The sequence below is a fragment of the Exiguobacterium sp. s28 genome, assembly GCF_018618135.1.
Lineage (GTDB): Bacteria > Bacillota > Bacilli > Exiguobacteriales > Exiguobacteriaceae > Exiguobacterium > Exiguobacterium mexicanum_A.
Genome location: NZ_JACSLL010000016.1, coordinates 25,792 through 43,495, shown reverse-complemented (window position 1 = coordinate 43,495; position 17,704 = coordinate 25,792). Strand labels below are relative to the sequence as shown.

Annotated in this window: 18 protein-coding genes and 2 other annotated features (1 of these 20 cut by a window edge); all 18 genes read left to right on the top strand. The window is 50.0% G+C overall.

Translation table 11 applies throughout. From position 1 onward, the window contains the following. Nucleotides 1-32 (top strand) — a binding site (T-box leader) (it extends 172 nt beyond the left edge of the window). Between the two features lie 49 nt (nucleotides 33-81). The 18 genes from cysE (at nucleotide 82) to rpsG (ending at nucleotide 17,657) form a co-directional block, all read left to right on the top strand. Then, complete coding sequence (gene cysE / locus KNP78_RS14045; RefSeq protein ID WP_034781737.1) at nucleotides 82-771, top strand: serine O-acetyltransferase; 690 nt, start codon at nucleotides 82-84, stop codon at nucleotides 769-771. Next, on the top strand, nucleotides 740-2,137 hold the full coding sequence (cysS, locus tag KNP78_RS14040) for a cysteine--tRNA ligase (RefSeq protein ID WP_214755070.1): 1,398 nt from the start codon (nucleotides 740-742) through the stop codon (nucleotides 2,135-2,137). The genes cysE and cysS overlap by 32 nt, the downstream gene beginning before the upstream one ends. Next, nucleotides 2,134-2,541 carry a Mini-ribonuclease 3 gene (locus KNP78_RS14035; RefSeq protein ID WP_214755072.1) on the top strand — a complete coding sequence of 136 codons (408 nt, stop codon included), beginning with the start codon at nucleotides 2,134-2,136 and terminating at the stop codon, nucleotides 2,539-2,541. The genes cysS and KNP78_RS14035 overlap by 4 nt, the downstream gene beginning before the upstream one ends. 106 nt (nucleotides 2,542-2,647) lie before the next feature. Beyond that, nucleotides 2,648-3,400 carry a 23S rRNA (guanosine(2251)-2'-O)-methyltransferase RlmB gene (gene rlmB / locus KNP78_RS14030; RefSeq protein WP_034781752.1) on the top strand — a complete coding sequence of 251 codons (753 nt, stop codon included), beginning with the start codon at nucleotides 2,648-2,650 and terminating at the stop codon, nucleotides 3,398-3,400. Further along, nucleotides 3,397-3,924, top strand: a complete 528-nt coding sequence (locus KNP78_RS14025; protein WP_034781731.1) for a YacP-like NYN domain-containing protein — start codon at nucleotides 3,397-3,399, stop codon at nucleotides 3,922-3,924. The genes rlmB and KNP78_RS14025 overlap by 4 nt, the downstream gene beginning before the upstream one ends. 221 nt (nucleotides 3,925-4,145) lie before the next feature. Continuing rightward, nucleotides 4,146-4,787, top strand: a complete 642-nt coding sequence (sigH, locus tag KNP78_RS14020) for an RNA polymerase sporulation sigma factor SigH (RefSeq protein ID WP_034781729.1) — start codon at nucleotides 4,146-4,148, stop codon at nucleotides 4,785-4,787. A 127-nt stretch (nucleotides 4,788-4,914) separates the two neighbouring features. Further along, a complete protein-coding gene (gene rpmG / locus KNP78_RS14015; protein WP_034781727.1) occupies nucleotides 4,915-5,061 on the top strand; it encodes a 50S ribosomal protein L33 in 147 nt (48 codons plus the stop codon). 34 nt (nucleotides 5,062-5,095) lie between these two features. Next, nucleotides 5,096-5,266: a preprotein translocase subunit SecE gene (secE, locus tag KNP78_RS14010; protein WP_012727692.1), complete on the top strand. Its 171-nt coding sequence runs from the start codon at nucleotides 5,096-5,098 to the stop codon at nucleotides 5,264-5,266. Nucleotides 5,267-5,283: 17 nt separating this feature from the next. Next, nucleotides 5,284-5,835: a transcription termination/antitermination protein NusG gene (gene nusG / locus KNP78_RS14005; RefSeq protein WP_034781725.1), complete on the top strand. Its 552-nt coding sequence runs from the start codon at nucleotides 5,284-5,286 to the stop codon at nucleotides 5,833-5,835. Nucleotides 5,836-5,983: 148 nt separating this feature from the next. Further along, the gene (gene rplK, locus KNP78_RS14000) at nucleotides 5,984-6,409 is read left to right on the top strand and encodes a 50S ribosomal protein L11 (protein ID WP_021066593.1); all 426 of its coding nucleotides are present in this window, start codon (nucleotides 5,984-5,986) and stop codon (nucleotides 6,407-6,409) included. Nucleotides 6,410-6,507: 98 nt separating this feature from the next. Beyond that, nucleotides 6,508-7,194, top strand: coding sequence for a 50S ribosomal protein L1 (gene rplA, locus KNP78_RS13995; RefSeq protein WP_034781720.1), 687 nt, complete (start codon nucleotides 6,508-6,510; stop codon nucleotides 7,192-7,194). A 59-nt stretch (nucleotides 7,195-7,253) separates the two neighbouring features. After that, nucleotides 7,254-7,407, top strand: a sequence feature (ribosomal protein L10 leader region). A 45-nt stretch (nucleotides 7,408-7,452) separates the two neighbouring features. Beyond that, entirely contained in the window at nucleotides 7,453-7,959 is a 507-nt protein-coding gene (gene rplJ / locus KNP78_RS13990) for a 50S ribosomal protein L10 (protein ID WP_034781718.1), read from the top strand. A 59-nt stretch (nucleotides 7,960-8,018) separates the two neighbouring features. Then, on the top strand, nucleotides 8,019-8,384 hold the full coding sequence (rplL, locus tag KNP78_RS13985; protein WP_024372175.1) for a 50S ribosomal protein L7/L12: 366 nt from the start codon (nucleotides 8,019-8,021) through the stop codon (nucleotides 8,382-8,384). A gap of 85 nt (nucleotides 8,385-8,469) precedes the next feature. Beyond that, entirely contained in the window at nucleotides 8,470-9,066 is a 597-nt protein-coding gene (locus KNP78_RS13980; protein WP_034781715.1) for a class I SAM-dependent methyltransferase, read from the top strand. Nucleotides 9,067-9,259: 193 nt separating this feature from the next. Then, nucleotides 9,260-12,808 (top strand): DNA-directed RNA polymerase subunit beta, encoded by a 3,549-nt coding sequence (rpoB, locus tag KNP78_RS13975; RefSeq protein ID WP_034781750.1) that lies wholly within the window; start codon nucleotides 9,260-9,262, stop codon nucleotides 12,806-12,808. Nucleotides 12,809-12,830: 22 nt separating this feature from the next. After that, a complete protein-coding gene (gene rpoC, locus KNP78_RS13970; RefSeq protein ID WP_034781713.1) occupies nucleotides 12,831-16,430 on the top strand; it encodes a DNA-directed RNA polymerase subunit beta' in 3,600 nt (1,199 codons plus the stop codon). Nucleotides 16,431-16,718: 288 nt separating this feature from the next. Then, nucleotides 16,719-17,141 (top strand): 30S ribosomal protein S12, encoded by a 423-nt coding sequence (rpsL, locus tag KNP78_RS13965; RefSeq protein ID WP_012727683.1) that lies wholly within the window; start codon nucleotides 16,719-16,721, stop codon nucleotides 17,139-17,141. Nucleotides 17,142-17,189: 48 nt separating this feature from the next. Beyond that, nucleotides 17,190-17,657, top strand: coding sequence for a 30S ribosomal protein S7 (gene rpsG / locus KNP78_RS13960; protein ID WP_021066600.1), 468 nt, complete (start codon nucleotides 17,190-17,192; stop codon nucleotides 17,655-17,657). Nucleotides 17,658-17,704: the final 47 nt, after the last annotated feature.

Sequence of the window (17,704 nt, the reverse complement as noted above, 5' to 3'; positions counted from 1 at the left end):
CAGAGTGGAACCGCGCTTACGGCGTCTCTGTGCCTTGGCACAGGGGCGTCTTTGTTTTTGATATGGAAAAGGAGAACAATTATGGGATTTTGGAAAAGTGTGAGTGAGGATATTCGGAACGTGCTCGAGCTCGATCCGGCTGCCCGCTCGAAAGCAGAAGTCATCTTAACATATCCTGGTTTGCATGCGCTTTGGGCACATCGGATTGCGCACGGACTGTGGACGCGTAACGTGAAATTGTTGGCGAAAATGATTGCTCAGACGAGCCGTTGGTTGACAGGGATTGAGATTCATCCCGGGGCGGTCATCGGCGAAGGGGTGTTCATCGATCACGGGTTCGGCATCGTCATCGGCGAGACCGCCATCATCGGTAATAACGTGACCATTTATCAAGGCGTGACGCTTGGTGGGACGGGCAAAGAGAAAGGGAAGCGACATCCGACCATCGGGAACGATGTGCTCATCTCAGCTGGGGCCAAAGTGCTCGGAAATATCACGATTGGCGATTGCGTCAAAATCGGGGCGAGTTCCGTCGTTTTAAAAGACGTCCCGTCTGACTCGACCGTCGTCGGGATTCCAGGCCGAGTCGTCATCCGAAACGGGGAGCGGGTCAAACAACATGACCTCGATCATCGATTGCCGGACCCGGACCGTGAATGCCAAGAGCGACTCGAAAATGCCGTCGCTGATTTGCAGCGGAAGCTTGCGTCATTAGAGAAACGGATGGAGGAAAAAACACATGATTCAGTTTTACAACAGCCTCACGAATAAGAAAGAACCGTTCGTCCCGATCGTTCCGGGAAAAGTGTCGATGTACGTATGCGGACCGACCGTCTACAATTACATTCACGTCGGTAACGCCCGGCCGGCCATCGCCTTCGATACAGTTCGTCGTTATTTAGCGTACCGAGGTTATGAGGTCAAATATGTTCTCAACTTCACGGATGTGGACGATAAAATCATCCGGACCGCAAACGAACTCGGTGAAGACGTCGGGACGCTGACGAACCGTTTTATCGACGCCTATTTAGAAGACACGGGTGCTTTGAACGTGTTACCGGCTGACGTCCATCCACGCGTTACAGACACGATGGACGAGATTATCACGTTCATCCGCGAACTTGAGACGCAAGATTTTGCGTATGAGGCAGGGGGGGACGTATATTTCCGTACTCGTAAGTTCGAGACGTACGGAAAATTGAGCCAGCAATCAATCGAAGACTTGCGCGCGGGTTCACGTGTCGACGTTGGGGAAAAGAAAGAAGACCCGCTCGATTTCGTCTTATGGAAAGCGGCGAAGCCAGGCGAGCCGGCGTGGGAGAGCCCATGGGGACAAGGTCGTCCGGGTTGGCATATCGAGTGCTCGGCGATGGCAAAGAAACACCTCGGCGAAACGATTGATATTCATGCTGGAGGACACGACCTCAAGTTCCCGCACCACGAGAACGAGATTGCCCAGTCGGAGGCGTGCAATCATACGAAGTTCGCCAACTACTGGCTGCATAACGGATTCATCAATATCGAGAATGAAAAGATGTCAAAATCGCTCGGGAACTTCCTGCTCGTCCATGAGGCGTTGAAGGAAGTGGATGCGATGGTGCTCCGCTTCTTTATGTTATCGGTCCACTATCGTCATCCAATCAACTATAGCCGTGAGTTGATCGAGCAAGCGGCGAACGGATGGGATCGCATCAAGGAGTCGTATCAAAACGTTGAATACCGCTTATCGGTCACGGCCGGCCTTGAAGAGCCGAGCGAGGCGATGGAACGCAAGCTCGCGACGATTAAAACAACGTTTATCGAAGCGATGGATGATGATATCAATACGGCGAATGCAGTGACCGTCCTATTTGACTTGGCACGTGAAGCGAACATCTACGCAAAAGCAGACCACGTCTCGAAAGTCACGCTCGAACACGTGATTGCTCTCTTCGAAGAATTGACAGGTGTGCTTGGTTTGACAATCAAGAAAGAGCTAGAGCTTCTTGACGCGGAAATTGATCAATTGATTCAAGAGCGGAACACGGCTCGGGCGGAGCGGAATTTCGCGCGTGCCGATGAGATTCGAGATCTCTTGAAAGAACAGAAGATTCAACTCGAGGATACAGCCCAAGGGGTGCGGTGGAAACGGTTATGAAACAACTCGCCCCTCAACTGAACGCCCTCGCCCTCGCCTATATGGGGGACGCCGTCTATGAGATGGCGGTACGCAAACGACTGCTCGGACAAGGGATGACGAAGCCGAACGACCTACATCGTGGCGCCATCCGCTACGTGAATGCGGCAGCGCAGGCTGGGGTCGTGACCCACTGGCTCGAGACAGGTGTCTTGAGTGATGATGAGGCGGCTGTCGTCCGCCGTGGGAAGAACGCAAAATCCGGTTCAATCCCGAAGCGGACAGATGTTCATACGTATCGCTATTCGACAGCGTTCGAAGCATTGATTGGTTACACATATCTAATGGAAAGAAGGGATCGTCTTGAAGAACTCATCGAACAAGCGTTCACATGGCTCGAAACCGAGTCATTCGAAACGACATGACGGAGGAAGGGCGCATGAGCAACGGTCATTTGATCGTCCGCGCGGCGAACGAAATGATCGACCGAAGCGTCAAAAACTAGAACGACCAGACTATCAAGAAGTCGACGTGCTCGAGGAAGGAATCGACTTCCTTTACGGGCGCAACCCGGTGATGGAAGCGCTCCGGAGCGGTCGCGATATGAACAAGGTCTTTATTATGGAAGGGCAACAGAAAGGGCCGCTCGCTCAAATCATCGGCATGGCCAACGAGGCATCGGTTCAAGTCTCGTTCGTCCCGAAAACGAAACTCGAGAAGATGGCCGGTAGCGAACATCACCAAGGTGTCGTCGCTGCGGTCGCCGCCTACGAATATAAGTCGATCGAAGATATGTTCGCCCTCGCCGAGTCAAAAGGAGAAACGCCGTTGTTCATCCTACTCGATGAACTCGAAGACCCGCATAACCTCGGTTCGATTTTACGGACAGCGGATGCGGTCGGGGCGCACGGGATTATCATTCCGAAGCGCCGCTCGGTCGGTTTGACGCAGACGGTGGCGAAAGCTTCGACAGGCGCGATTGAGTACATTCCGGTCGCACGCGTCACAAACTTGACGCGGACGCTTGAAGAACTGAAAGAGAAAGGACTATGGGTTGTCGGGACAGACGCGAGCGAGAGCCAAGATTATCGTCGCCTCGATGGGAACATGCCGCTCGTCGTTGTCATCGGTAGTGAAGGTAAAGGGATGAGCCGCCTCGTACGCGAATCGTGTGACTTCCTCGTCCACATGCCGATGGTCGGTCACGTCACATCGCTGAACGCCTCGGTCGCGGCCGCGCTTCTCTTGTATGAAGTGCATCGCTCACGTAACCCATTGTCATGAGCATCAAGAAACGGGAATTGCTCCTCGTGGATGGATATAACATTATTGGCGCATGGCCGCACCTTCGAAAGCTGCGCGACATCGACTTTGAGAAAGCGCGAAACGATTTGATTGAAGCGATGGCCGAGTACCAAGCGGTCACGGGTCGCGAAGTGACAATCGTCTTCGATGCCCATATGCGATACGGGCGGGAATCGAAAGCGAATCAGAGTCGTGTCGCGGTCGTCTATACGAAAGAGAACGAGACGGCGGATGAATGGATTGAACGCCGTGCGCACGCCCTTGTCGATGATCGGCTCGTGACGTTGTTTGTCGCGACGAACGACTTCACCGAACAGTGGGTTATCTTCGGACAAGGAGCGCTCCGGGTTCCTGCCAATGAGTTACTGAAGGATTGGAAGCACGCCCAGGTGTTGATCGAAAAAGAACGGTCGGCACTCGAACAGGACCGGTCGAATCGAAAAACGATCGACCTTTCACCAGACATAAGAGCCCGATTGGAAGAAATACGCCGTCGTAAATAAGGCGGTGAAGGATATCACAGACGAGTTCATCAAATGGACTCGTCTTTTGTTTTTAATTTGACATTTATTTGGAAAGAAATGTTGTATACTAATAGATGTATGAGTTACACGATATGTAATTGACGGAATTTTTAGAATTTTATTTGACGGTCGTTTTAACCGACGCCTATAATGAGAGCACAAACTTACATAAGTTCATCAATCGCCGGGGGGTATGAAACATGAACGGATGGCCATACGAGCAATTTGAAAGCATGTCCGACGAAGAGCTGGTCTTTCTTGCGCGTAATGAGGGGGATAGCGACGCTCTTGAGTTTTTGATTGAACGTTACCGATATTTCGTCCGGGCGAAGGCAAGGTCTTACTTTTTGATCGGTGCCGATCACGAGGACATCGTGCAAGAAGGCATGATCGGTCTGTATAAAGGTGTCCGGGATTACCGCGATGAGCGGCTCGCCTCGTTTAAAAGTTTTGCCGAGATGTGCATCACCCGTCAAATGATCACTGCCATCAAAACGGCGACCCGTCAAAAGCATATCCCGCTCAATTCTTACGTCTCGCTCGACAAGCCAATCTTTGACGACGAGTCGGATCGGACACTGCTCGATGTGATCTTGCCGCCGCATCCGACGGACCCGCAGGATTTGCTCGTGACGCGAGAAGAACAACTGTTCATGGAAGAAAAGATGGAAGAGCTCCTGAGTGACTTGGAACGAAAAGTGTTGCGTCTTTATTTGGACGGCCGTTCGTACCAAGAAATCTCGGACGACCTCGACCGTCATGTGAAATCGATTGATAATGCGTTACAGCGCGTGAAGAAAAAGTTTGAGCGGCATGTCGACGTCAAAACGATGACGAGCTAACCGATATTGACCGCACGCCTCCTATGTGATACTTTTAAGGCAGCGCCTTGTCCGTAGACGCCATTTACAGGAGGCGTTTTTTTTTCGCTCTTTTTTATAGGAGAGCTGTCGAAAGGGGCGCTCATGAATGGCAAAGAAAGTAAGTCTCGCGTGTTCGGATTGCGGGTCGAGCGGTTATTCGACCATGAAACAAGACGACGTGACGACACGGCTCGAGCTGAAAAAGTTCTGTCGGCGTTGCAATGCGCATACGACACACCGAGAATCGAAGTAATGTAGATTGGCATTCAACGTAGGAGGAAGCTACCATGAACTTTTTGCGCGATGTATGGAAAGAGTTAAAGAAAACGAGTTGGCCGACTCGTAAAGAGCTCACAAAATATACCATCACGGTCATCGCGACGGTCGTCGTGATCGGCCTGTTCGTGTTCGGCGTAGATACTGGTGTCAGCTATCTCGTCAACCTATTAATTAACTAAGGAAAGAGGTGAAAGCCGTGGAGAAACAATGGTTTGTTGTCCAGACGTATTCTGGATTTGAAAACAACGTCAAAGAAAACCTAGAACGTCGGATCGGTTCGATGAACATGGAAGATAAAATTTTCCGCGTCCTCGTTCCGACTGAAACAACGCAAGAAGAAGTCACGCTCAAGAGTGGCGAGAAGAAGATTAAAGAAAAAGAAGTGAAGAGCTTCCCAGGTTACGTCTTCGTCGAGATGGTCATGACTGACGACTCGTGGTATGTCGTGCGGAACACGCCGAACGTCACCGGCTTCCTCGGTTCAACAGGCGGCGGCGCCAAGCCGATCCCGCTTCAACCGGACGAAGTGACGAACGTCTTGTCACAGATGGGTCTCATCGAGAAGAAAGATCGTTACAACTACGAACTCGGCGACCTCGTCCGTGTCAAAGAAGGCGCATTTGAGAACTTTGAAGGTACGATTGATGAAATCGAAGCCGATAAAGAGAAGCTCAAAGTTGTCGTTGACATGTTCGGCCGTGAAACAAAAATTGAGCTTGATTTCGAACAAGTTCAGAAAATTAACTAATACCCACTTGCCATTCTCGGAAACGGATGGTACAATCGGAAATGTTTGATGTTGTGCTATATTTCGGTACAAACTCGACCTAATAGATTGAGTGGGAGGGCGCACAACGTCCAAGAAACCACATTTTAGACTTAAGGAGGTGTGTCTCGTGGCGAAAAAAGTTACTAAACTCGTTAAACTTCAAATCCCAGCTGGTAAAGCTAACCCAGCACCACCAGTAGGTCCAGCACTTGGTCAAGCAGGTGTTAACATCATGGGATTCTGTAAAGAGTTCAACGCTCGTACACAAGACCAAGCCGGATTGATTATTCCTGTAGTCATTACGGTATACGAAGATCGTTCGTTTACATTCATTACGAAAACTCCACCAGCTGCAGTTCTTTTGAAGAAAGCTGCTGGTATCGAGAGCGGTTCTGGTGAACCAAACCGTAAGAAGGTAGCAACGGTTAAGCGTGATAAAGTTCGCGAAATCGCTGAACTTAAAATGCCTGACCTTAACGCGTCGTCTGTTGAAACAGCGATGCTTATGGTTGAAGGTACTGCGCGTAGTATGGGTATTGTAATCGAAGACTAATTTATTAGTCTCTGGGATTGTCGGTGAATATTATGCTCACCTTCAATCCCTTCATTATGTGGGAGGAAATTCCGCTAACCACAAGGAGGAAAAGAATCATGGGTAAAAAACACCAAGAAGCAGCTAAGCTTGTTGACCGCATGAAGTCATACGAACTCGCTGAGGCCGTTGAACTCGTTCAGAAAACAGCTACTGCTAAATTCGATGAAACAATCGAAGTTGCTGTCCGTCTCGGCGTAGATCCGAAGAAAGCGGACCAACAAATCCGCGGTGCCGTCGTACTTCCACACGGTACTGGTAAAACACAAAAAGTTCTCGTCTTCGCAAAAGGCGAAAAAGTTAAAGAAGCTGAAGCGGCTGGCGCTGACTACGTCGGTGACTCTGAGTTCATCACTAAAATCCAACAAGGATGGTTCGACTTCGATGTAATCGTTGCGACACCTGACATGATGGGTGAAGTTGGTAAACTTGGTCGCGTTCTCGGACCAAAAGGCCTCATGCCTAACCCGAAAACAGGCACAGTCACGTTCGACGTTGCGAAAGCAATCGCGGACATCAAAGCTGGTAAAGTAGAATACCGCGTTGACAAAGCCGGTAACATCCACGTACCAGTTGGTAAGAAGTCATTTGAAGCAACAAAACTCTCTGAGAACATCGAGACAATCATCGAGACACTCATGAAAGTGAAGCCTGCTACTGCAAAAGGAACTTACCTTAAAAACATCGCGCTTTCTTCGACAATGGGTCCTGGAATCCGTGTCGCGACTGCCGACTTCATCAAGTAATCTACTTGAAATAAACTGTTGACAACGTGTGATACCGCTGTTAAAGTAATACACGTTCAACCGAATATGTTGGATTACCGTAGACAGAAGGTGGACATCGGTCCGTAAACCCTTCCGAGGTGTCTTTGCTCGAACTTGAGCCTGTTGTCACAGGTTTACTTTCAAACAATTACGCCCTCGTATGTCTTCATACGAGGGATTTCTTTTTGGAGAGCAGCCTCTCGTCCGGTATAAGAATTGACTAGGAGGTGCAAACACATGGCAAGCGAAAAAATCGTATCTCAAAAATCGGCACTCGTCGATGAGATCGCTGAAAAAATGCAAGCGAGCGTCGGAACAATCGTTGTTGACTACCGTGGACTTACAGTTGAAGAAGTGACTACACTCCGTAAATCACTCCGTGACGCTGGAATCGAGTTCAAAGTATACAAAAACGGTCTTCTTCGCCGCGCGGCAGTTCAGTCGAACTTCGAAGGTCTTGACGAAGTCTTCACAGGTCCTACAGCAATCGCCTTCTCTAACGAAGACGTTGTTGCCCCTGCGAAGATCTTGAACGACTTCTCGAAAGAGCACAAAGCGCTCGAATTGAAAGGCGGAATCATCGAAGGCAAAGTAACTTCACTCGAAGAAGTTAAAGCCCTTGCAGAACTTCCATCACGCGATGGTCTTCTCTCGATGCTTCTCAGCGTCCTTCAAGCTCCAATCCGTGGGCTCGCAGTCGCAACAAACGCAATCGCAGAACAAAAAGAAGAGCAAACTGCTTAATTTTTGTCTCGTAGCGTAACCAAAACCAATCTTTACAACATCAAAGGAGGAAAACCATAATGGCTTTCAACAAAGAGCAATTCATCGAAGACCTCAAATCAATGACGGTTCTCGAACTTAACGAACTCGTAAAAACAATCGAAGAAGAATTCGGCGTATCAGCAGCAGCTCCAGTAGCAGTTGCAGGTGCAGGCGCAGCAGCAGCTGAAGAGCAAACTGAATTCGACGTAATCCTCACAAACGCTGGCGCTGGTAAAATCAACGTCATCAAAGCAGTTCGTGAACTTACAGGCCTCGGTCTTAAAGAAGCGAAAGCACTCGTTGACGGAACTCCGGCTCCAGTCAAAGAAGGCGTTTCTAAAGAAGACGCAGACGCAGTCAAAGCTAAGCTTGAAGAAGCTGGCGCAACTGTCGAAGTTAAGTAATCCAACTTTTACTTCACAACCTATAGAAGCTCGCTATGGCGAGCTTCTTTTATTTCCTTGAAGAGTGGGTTAGGAGGTTCAATGCATGGGAGATCATTACTATACGAACGACCCTAGTTCGAAAAGTGCCCCTGAGACATGGACGTACGAGTTGCGAGGGAAGACATATCGCTTCACCTCGGACCGCGGCGTGTTCTCGAAAGGATCGGTCGATTTTGGGTCACGTCTCTTAATCGAATCATTTGAAGTGCCTGACGTCGAAGGGCGCATTTTAGATGTGGGCTGTGGCTACGGTCCGATGGGGATCTCGCTTGCCGACGCCTCTGGGCGTGAAGCACTCCTCGTCGACGTGAACGAGCGAGCGCTTGCCTTGTCAGAGCAAAACGCCGCCCAGAACGGAGTGACGATCGAGACGCGGCTCAGCCACGCTTACGACGCGGTCGGTGACGAACAGTTCGCCGCAATCGTGACCAATCCGCCAATTCGGGCCGGAAAGCAAGTGGTCCACACGATTCTGCGAGGCGCGCATGCGCATCTCGTCGTAGGTGGAGCGCTCTATGTCGTCATCCAAAAGAAACAAGGAGCGCCTTCTGCCAAGAAGTTGCTTGAAGATGTGTTTGGTCAAGTCGAGACGGTTGTGAAAGAAAAAGGCTATTTCATTTTCCGAGCAATTCGCTCTTGACAAACGGTGAAGTCTTGTTGACTCGCTATAACGTATATGCTAACATTATAAAATGCCATTGGAATGGAATTCGCCTTGAACTGCCGCGTTTGCCGCTTTTTAGACGCGGAAAAGAGACGACATTCAATGACAATGTTCGATTATTACGCCCGAAAAATTCGATAGAGAATTGGGGGTCTGAGAGGTGAATCAGTTGACTGGTCAACTTGTTCAGTACGGTCGTCACCGTCAGAGAAGAAGCTTTGCCCGTATCAGTGAGGTATTAGAGCTTCCGAATTTGATTGAAATTCAAACTGCTTCTTACGAGTGGTTCTTACGTGAAGGATTGAAAGAGATGTTTACGGACATTTCGCCAATCTCCGACTTCACTGGAAACCTTGTGCTCGAGTTCATCGATTATTCGCTCAGTGAGCCGAAGTATTCGATTGATGAATCGAAGGAGCGAGACGTTACTTACTCTGCGCCATTGCGCGTAAAAGTACGTCTACAAAACAAAGAAACAGGTGAGCTCAAAGAACAAGAAGTGTTCATGGGAGATTTCCCACTCATGACAGAATCGGGAACATTTATCATTAACGGTGCAGAACGCGTTATCGTTTCCCAGCTTGTTCGTTCGCCGAGCGTTTATTACAACGCCAAACTCGATAAAAACGGTAAGCGTGGTTTCGGTGCGACAGTCATTCCGAACCGCGGTGCATGGCTCGAACTTGAGACAGATGCCAAAGATATCGTTTACGTTCGTATCGACCGTACCCGTAAGATCCCGGTAACGGTGTTGTTGCGTGCCCTCGGATTCGGTACGGACCAAGAGATTATCGACCTTCTCGGGGATGATGAATATCTTCGCAATACCCTTGAAAAAGATAATACAGAATCAACAGAAAAAGCGTTGATCGAAATTTACGAACGTCTCCGCCCTGGTGAACCACCAACGGTTGAGAACGCGAAGTCACTTCTCGTATCTCGTTTCTTCGACCCAAAACGTTACGACCTTGCAAACGTCGGTCGCTACAAGATGAACAAAAAACTTCATCTTAAAAACCGTCTCTTCGGTCAAAAATTGGCCGAGACGCTCGTTGACCCAGAAACAGGCGAAGTCATCGCTGAAGCTGGAACAATCCTCGATCGTCGCAACCTTGACCGCGTTCTTCCACATTTGGAAAACGGCCTCGGTTATATGGATGCTGAGCCGACAGGCGGCGTCGCTGAAGGTGAACCGTTCGGTCTTCAATCGATCAAAGTTATCTCACCAGATGACCCAGATGGAGAGCGTATCTTGAACATTATCGGTAACGGCAATATCGACCGCAGCGTGAAACACATCACGCCGGCTGATATCATCGCATCGATCAACTACTTCTTTAACTTGCTACACGAAGTCGGAACAACAGATGACATCGACCACCTAGGAAACCGTCGTCTTCGTTCAGTCGGAGAACTTCTCCAAAACCAATTCCGGATCGGGCTTTCTCGTATGGAACGTGTTGTTAAAGAGCGGATGTCGATTCAAGATCAAAACGCGATCACACCACAGGCACTCATCAACATTCGCCCGGTAATCGCGTCGCTAAAAGAGTTCTTTGGTAGCTCGCAGTTGTCACAGTTCATGGACCAAACAAACCCGCTCGCAGAGCTCACGCACAAGCGTCGTCTCTCTGCACTTGGACCGGGTGGTTTGACACGTGAGCGTGCCGGTTTCGAAGTTCGAGATGTTCACTATTCGCACTACGGTCGGATGTGTCCAATCGAAACACCAGAAGGACCGAACATCGGTCTCATCAACTCGCTTTCGTCTTATGCGAAAGTAAACGAGTACGGCTTCATCGAAGCACCGTACCGTCGAGTCGACCCAGAAACAGGTCTCGTCACGAGCGAGATTCAATATATGACGGCGGATGAAGAAGATCTCTACGTCGTCGCCCAGGCGAACATGCCGCTCACAGAAGAAGGCGGTTTCGCCAACGAACAAGTCCTTTGCCGTTTCCGCGGACAAAACTTGTCAGTTGAGCCGAACCGAGTCGATTACATGGACGTTTCGCCGAAACAGGTTGTTTCTGCCGCGACGGCATGTATCCCGTTCCTCGAGAACGATGACTCGAACCGTGCCCTCATGGGAGCGAACATGCAACGTCAAGCTGTACCGCTTCTCCAACCTGATTCACCGATTATCGGTACTGGTATGGAGTACGTGTCAGCGAAAGACTCTGGAGCCGCGATTATCGCGAAATTCCCAGGTGTCGTCGAGCGTGTCACAGCGCGCGAAATCTTGGTCCGCCGCACGTCTGACGTGAACGGTTCTGAGGTGTCGGGTGACCTTGACCGCTACAAACTTCAAAAGTATGTTCGTTCGAACCAAGGGACATGCTACAACCAGAAGCCGATCATCGCTGCTGGCGACCGTGTCGAAAAAGGAGAAATCCTTGCTGACGGTCCATCGATGGATATGGGTGAGCTCGCGCTCGGCCGTAACGTCGTTGTCGCCTTCATGACATGGGACGGTTACAACTATGAGGATGCGATCATCATGAGTGAGCGTCTCGTGAAAGATGACGTGTACACATCGATTCATATCGAAGAGTACGAGTCAGAATCACGCGACACGAAACTCGGACCTGAGGAAATCACACGTGATATTCCAAACGTCGGCGATGACGCGCTTCGCAACTTGGACGATCGTGGAATCATCCGCATCGGTGCGGAAGTCAAGGATGGCGATATCCTCGTCGGTAAAGTAACGCCTAAAGGCGTGACTGAATTGACGGCGGAAGAACGTCTCTTGCACGCGATCTTCGGTGAGAAAGCACGTGAAGTCCGTGATACGTCACTCCGTGTACCAAACGGCGGCGACGGCATCATCTTGGACGTCAAAGTGTTCGATCGTGAAAACGGTGACGAACTCTCACCAGGCGTGAACCAAATGGTTCGTGTCTACATCGTTCAAAAACGTAAGATTCACGAAGGGGATAAGATGGCGGGACGTCATGGTAACAAAGGTGTTATCTCGCGGATCCTCCCTGAAGAAGACATGCCATACATGCCGGACGGCACACCGATTGACATCATGCTTAACCCACTAGGTGTACCATCACGGATGAACATCGGTCAGGTACTCGAACTCCACCTTGGAATGGCGGCTAAAAAGCTCGGCATCAAAGTGGCGACACCTGTATTCGATGGTGCGCGTGAGGAAGACGTATGGGCAACGATTGAAGAAGCTGGAATGGACAAAGATGCCAAGACTCGTCTCTATGACGGTCGTACTGGTGAAGCGTTCGATAACCGCGTCTCGGTCGGTGTCATGTATATGATCAAACTCGCGCACATGGTTGATGATAAACTTCACGCTCGTTCGACAGGACCATACTCGCTCGTCACACAACAACCGCTCGGTGGTAAAGCACAGTTCGGTGGACAGCGTTTCGGTGAGATGGAAGTATGGGCACTTGAAGCGTACGGCGCAGCCTACACGCTCCAAGAGATCCTTACAATCAAGTCGGATGACACGGTGGGCCGTGTGAAAGCATACGAGGCCATCGTGAAAGGTGAGAGCGTTCCGAAAGCGGGCGTTCCTGAGTCGTTCCGCGTCTTGATCAAAGAGCTCCAAGCGCTCGGTATGGAAGTCAAGATGATGTCTGCGGACGATGAAGAAGTTGAAATGAAAGATGAAGATGACGACAACATCCCGAACGCAACATCGGCGTTAGAACAAGTCGTTCAACCGACTGTTACGGAAGAGGAATAAGGCGAAAAGGGAGGTCGGCCCCTTGGTAGATGTTAATCGATTTGAATATATGAAAATCGGCTTGGCTTCACCTGAGAAGATCCGTTCGTGGTCTTACGGGGAAGTCAAAAAGCCGGAAACGATCAACTATCGTACACTCAAACCAGAGAAGGACGGATTGTTCTGTGAACGAATCTTCGGTCCTACGAAAGACTGGGAATGTTACTGTGGAAAGTACAAACGGATCCGTTATAAAGGAGTCATTTGTGACCGCTGTGGCGTTGAAGTGACGAAAGCGAAAGTGCGTCGCGAGCGTATGGGCCATATCGAGCTCGCGGCACCAGTTTCGCACATCTGGTACTTCAAAGGGATTCCAAGCCGAATGGGGCTTGTTCTCGACATGTCACCACGTGCACTCGAAGAAGTGATCTACTTCGCGTCGTACGTCGTGACGGAGCCAGGTGACACTCCGCTCGAGAAGAAACAACTTCTCTCGGAAAAAGAATACCGTCTCTACCGTGAAAAATACGGTAGTGACTTCAAAGCAGACATGGGTGCGGAAGCAATCCGGACACTCCTTCAAGACGTGCAACTCGAGAAGGAAGTCGGAGAACTCCGCGAAGAATTGAAGACAGTTCAAGGTCAGCGTCGTACACGTGCGATCAAACGCCTTGAAGTGCTCGATGCATTCTTCACATCAGGCAATGATCCAGATTGGATGATCCTCGAAGTACTTCCTGTCATTCCGCCTGAGCTTCGCCCGATGGTGCAGCTCGACGGTGGACGCTTTGCGACATCTGACTTGAACGATTTATATCGTCGAGTCATCAACCGTAACAACCGTCTCAAACGTTTGCTCGACCTCGGCGCGCCGAACATCATCGTGCAAAACGAGAAGCGTATGCTTCAAGAAGCGGTTGACGCCCTCATCGACAATGGTCGTCGTGGTCGTCCGGTAACAGGTCCAGGTAACCGTCCATTGAAATCACTTTCACACATGTTGAAAGGGAAACAAGGTCGTTTCCGTCAAAACCTTCTTGGTAAACGGGTCGACTATTCAGGACGTTCAGTTATCGTCGTTGGACCGAACTTGAAGATGTACCAGTGTGGTCTCCCGAAAGAGATGGCGCTTGAACTCTTCAAACCGTTCGTGATGAAAGAACTTGTCGGTCGCGGCATTGCTTCGAACATCAAGAACGCCAAACGTAAGATTGAGAAGATGCAACCAGAAATCTGGGGCGTCCTCGAAGAAGTCATTCGTGAGCACCCGGTTCTCTTGAACCGTGCCCCTACGCTTCACCGCCTAGGGATTCAAGCTTTCGAACCGATTCTCGTCGAGGGTCGTGCGATTCGTCTTCACCCGCTCGTATGTACGGCCTACAACGCCGACTTCGATGGTGACCAAATGGCGGTCCACGTACCACTTTCTGCCGAAGCGCAAGCCGAAGCTCGTCTTCTTATGCTCGCGGCGCAAAACATCTTGAACCCGAAAGATGGAAAACCAGTCGTTACACCATCGCAGGATATGGTCCTCGGTAACTACTACATCTCGCTTGAACGCGACGATGCCATCGGACAAGGGAAAGTGTTGTCGAACGTGAACGAAGCGCTCATCGCGTATCAAAATGGCTACGTCCACTTGCATACACGTGTGGCTCTTCCAGCACGGACGCTTAACAACCCGACGTTCACAGATGAGCAAAACGAGAAATTGTTGATCACAACGGTCGGTAAGATGATCTTTAACGAGATTTTACCGAACACGTTCCCATACTTGAACGAACCGACGATGGAAAACTTGCAGGAAGCAACGCCTGATAAGTACTTCATCGACAAAGGTGCCAACGTGGCGGAAGAAATTGCCTCACGTCCACTCATCGAACCGTTCAAAAAAGGATTCCTTGGAAAAGTCATCGCGGAAGTGTTCCAGAAGTTTGAAACGACTGAAACAAGCCGCATGCTTGACCGGATGAAAGATCTCGGCTTCAAACACTCGACGAAAGCCGGTGTGACGGTCGGAATCGCTGATATCATCGTTCTTCCGGACAAACAAGAAATTCTCGATGAAGCGCAAGCCCAAGTCGATCAAATCATGAAGTCATTCCGCCGCGGTCTCATCACTGAAGATGAGCGTTACGAGCGCGTTGTACGCTCTTGGAACGAAGCGAAAGATGAGATTCAATCACGATTGATGAAATCCCTCAATCGCTTGAACCCAATCTTCATGATGTCTGACTCAGGTGCCCGTGGTAACGCGTCCAACTTCACGCAGCTCGCAGGGATGCGTGGTTTGATGGCCGCTCCATCTGGCCGCATCATTGAACTTCCGATCAAATCTTCATTCCGTGAAGGTCTGACGGTACAGGAATACTTCATCTCGACACACGGTGCGCGTAAAGGTCTTGCCGATACAGCCCTTAAGACGGCTGACTCAGGTTACTTGACGCGTCGTCTCGTTGACGTAGCCCAAGATGTCATCATCCGTGAAGAAGATTGTGGAACGGACCGCGGTATCCGCGTCGCCGCTCTCCGCGAAGGCACGGAAGAAATCGAAAACTTGTATGACCGCCTCGTCGGCCGTACAGCGTTCGAGACAGTGGCACATCCGGAAACGGGTGAAGTCATGGTCGAGAAGAACCAATTGATTACCGAAGATCTCGCTCGCGACATCGTCGACGCTGGAATCGAACGAGTTGAAATCCGGACAGCCTTTACATGTAACACGTCACACGGCGTATGTAAAAAATGTTACGGCCGCAACTTGGCGACTGGCTCGAACGTTGAAGTCGGCGAAGCTGTCGGAATCATCGCCGCGCAATCAATCGGTGAGCCAGGAACGCAGCTTACAATGCGTACCTTCCACACAGGTGGGGTAGCCGGAGATGATATCACACAAGGTCTTCCGCGTATCCAAGAGGTATTCGAGGCTCGTAACCCGAAAGGGCAAGCGGTCATCTCGGAAATCCCGGGTACGGTCATCGATTTCACAGAATCGCGTGACAAACGTGAACTCACGGTCGAAGGACTTAGCGAGACACGTACGTACACGATTCCGTTTGGAGCACGTCTTCGTGTTCAAATCGGAGATACGGTAGAAGCTGGGGAAGTCTTCACGGAAGGTTCGATCGATCCGAAAGAATTGCTCGCCGTCCGTGGTGTATCTGGCGTACAAAACTACCTTCTCCAAGAAGTACAAAAAGTTTACCGGATGCAAGGGGTAGAGATCGGCGACAAACACGTCGAAGTTATGGTTCGCCAAATGCTTCGCCGCGTCAAAGTCATCGAGTCTGGTGATACGCCGCTCCTCCCTGGTTCGCTCGTCGACATCAGCGTCTTCAAAGAAGCATGTAAAGATGCGCTCCGCGAAGGCAAGAGCCCGGCAACAGCGAAACCGGTCCTTCTCGGAATCACGAAAGCGTCGCTTGAGACAGATTCGTTCCTCTCGGCCGCTTCGTTCCAAGAAACAACTCGTGTGTTGACAGATGCTGCCATCAAAGGCAAGCGCGACTATCTTCTCGGACTCAAAGAGAACGTCATCATCGGGAAACTCGTTCCAGCTGGTACTGGGATGCCGGTTTACCGCGATGTACAGCTCAAAGAAGATGAGACGAAAGCCGTCCTCGAAGACACGACTGTAGAATAAAAACGTCTTGACAGCATAGGTTGGCGGTGCTACTATGATTTAGTGCCGCCAATCGGTTGTTGTCGATGACAACGGTGTCCAGCAGTCGGCAAGCTACTCGGACGTCACCCGATCTTTCTTCGGAAAGGTTTGGCTGCTATTATTGCCACTTTCAAGGTATAACTCACGTTTTTGCGAGGTCATGGAATGCCTACGCCTCGTAAAAGCGTTTCGTTATGACCTTAAATGAACCACCCGGGTCGGTGGGTCTAGAAAATAGCATAATTCAGGAAGGGAGGATCTTCAAAGATGCCTACTATCAACCAGTTAGTCCGTAAAGGACGTAAATCGAAAGTCGTTAAATCTGACTCTCCAGCACTTAACAAAGGTTACAACAGTTTCATCAAGTCACAAACTAACGTGAGCTCGCCACAGAAACGTGGTGTTTGTACACGTGTTGGTACAATGACTCCGAAGAAACCGAACTCGGCATTACGTAAGTATGCTCGTGTTCGCTTGACTAACCAAATCGAAGTGACTGCGTACATTCCAGGTATTGGCCACAACCTTCAAGAGCACAGCGTTGTTCTTATCCGTGGAGGACGTGTAAAAGACTTACCAGGGGTACGTTACCACATCGTTCGTGGTGCGCTTGACACTGCAGGTGTTGACGGACGTATGCAAGGCCGTTCTAAATACGGTACGAAACGTCCGAAAGCTGCGAAGAAGTAATTCTCGCAAAACTAAAAACTACTGAAATTTTGAAAGGAGGGTACTCGGATGCGTAAAAACCGTGCAGAACGTCGTGACGTTATCGCAGATCCGATCTACAACTCGAAATTGGTAACTCGCCTCATTAACCGTGTCATGTTAGACGGTAAAAAAGGTACAGCTCAAACTATCATTTACAACGCATTTGGCCTCATCGCTGAACGCTCAGGCAAAGAGCCTATGGAAGTGTTCGAAGAAGCAATGAACAACATCATGCCTGTACTTGAAGTTAAAGCTCGCCGTGTTGGTGGAGCAAACTACCAAGTTCCTGTTGAAGTTCGTCCAGAGCGCCGTACGACACTTGGTCTTCGTTACCTCGTGAACTACGCTCGTCTCCGCAACGAGAAAACGATGGAGCAACGTATCGCGAATGAAATCATGGATGCAGCCAATAACACTGGTGCGTCTGTTAAGAAACGCGAAGACATGCATAAGATGGCAGAAGCGAACAAAGCGTTTGCTCACTATCGTTGGTAAGTTAAACGTAAAGACCACTCCACGTCACCAAGCGGTGGCTTAATGGA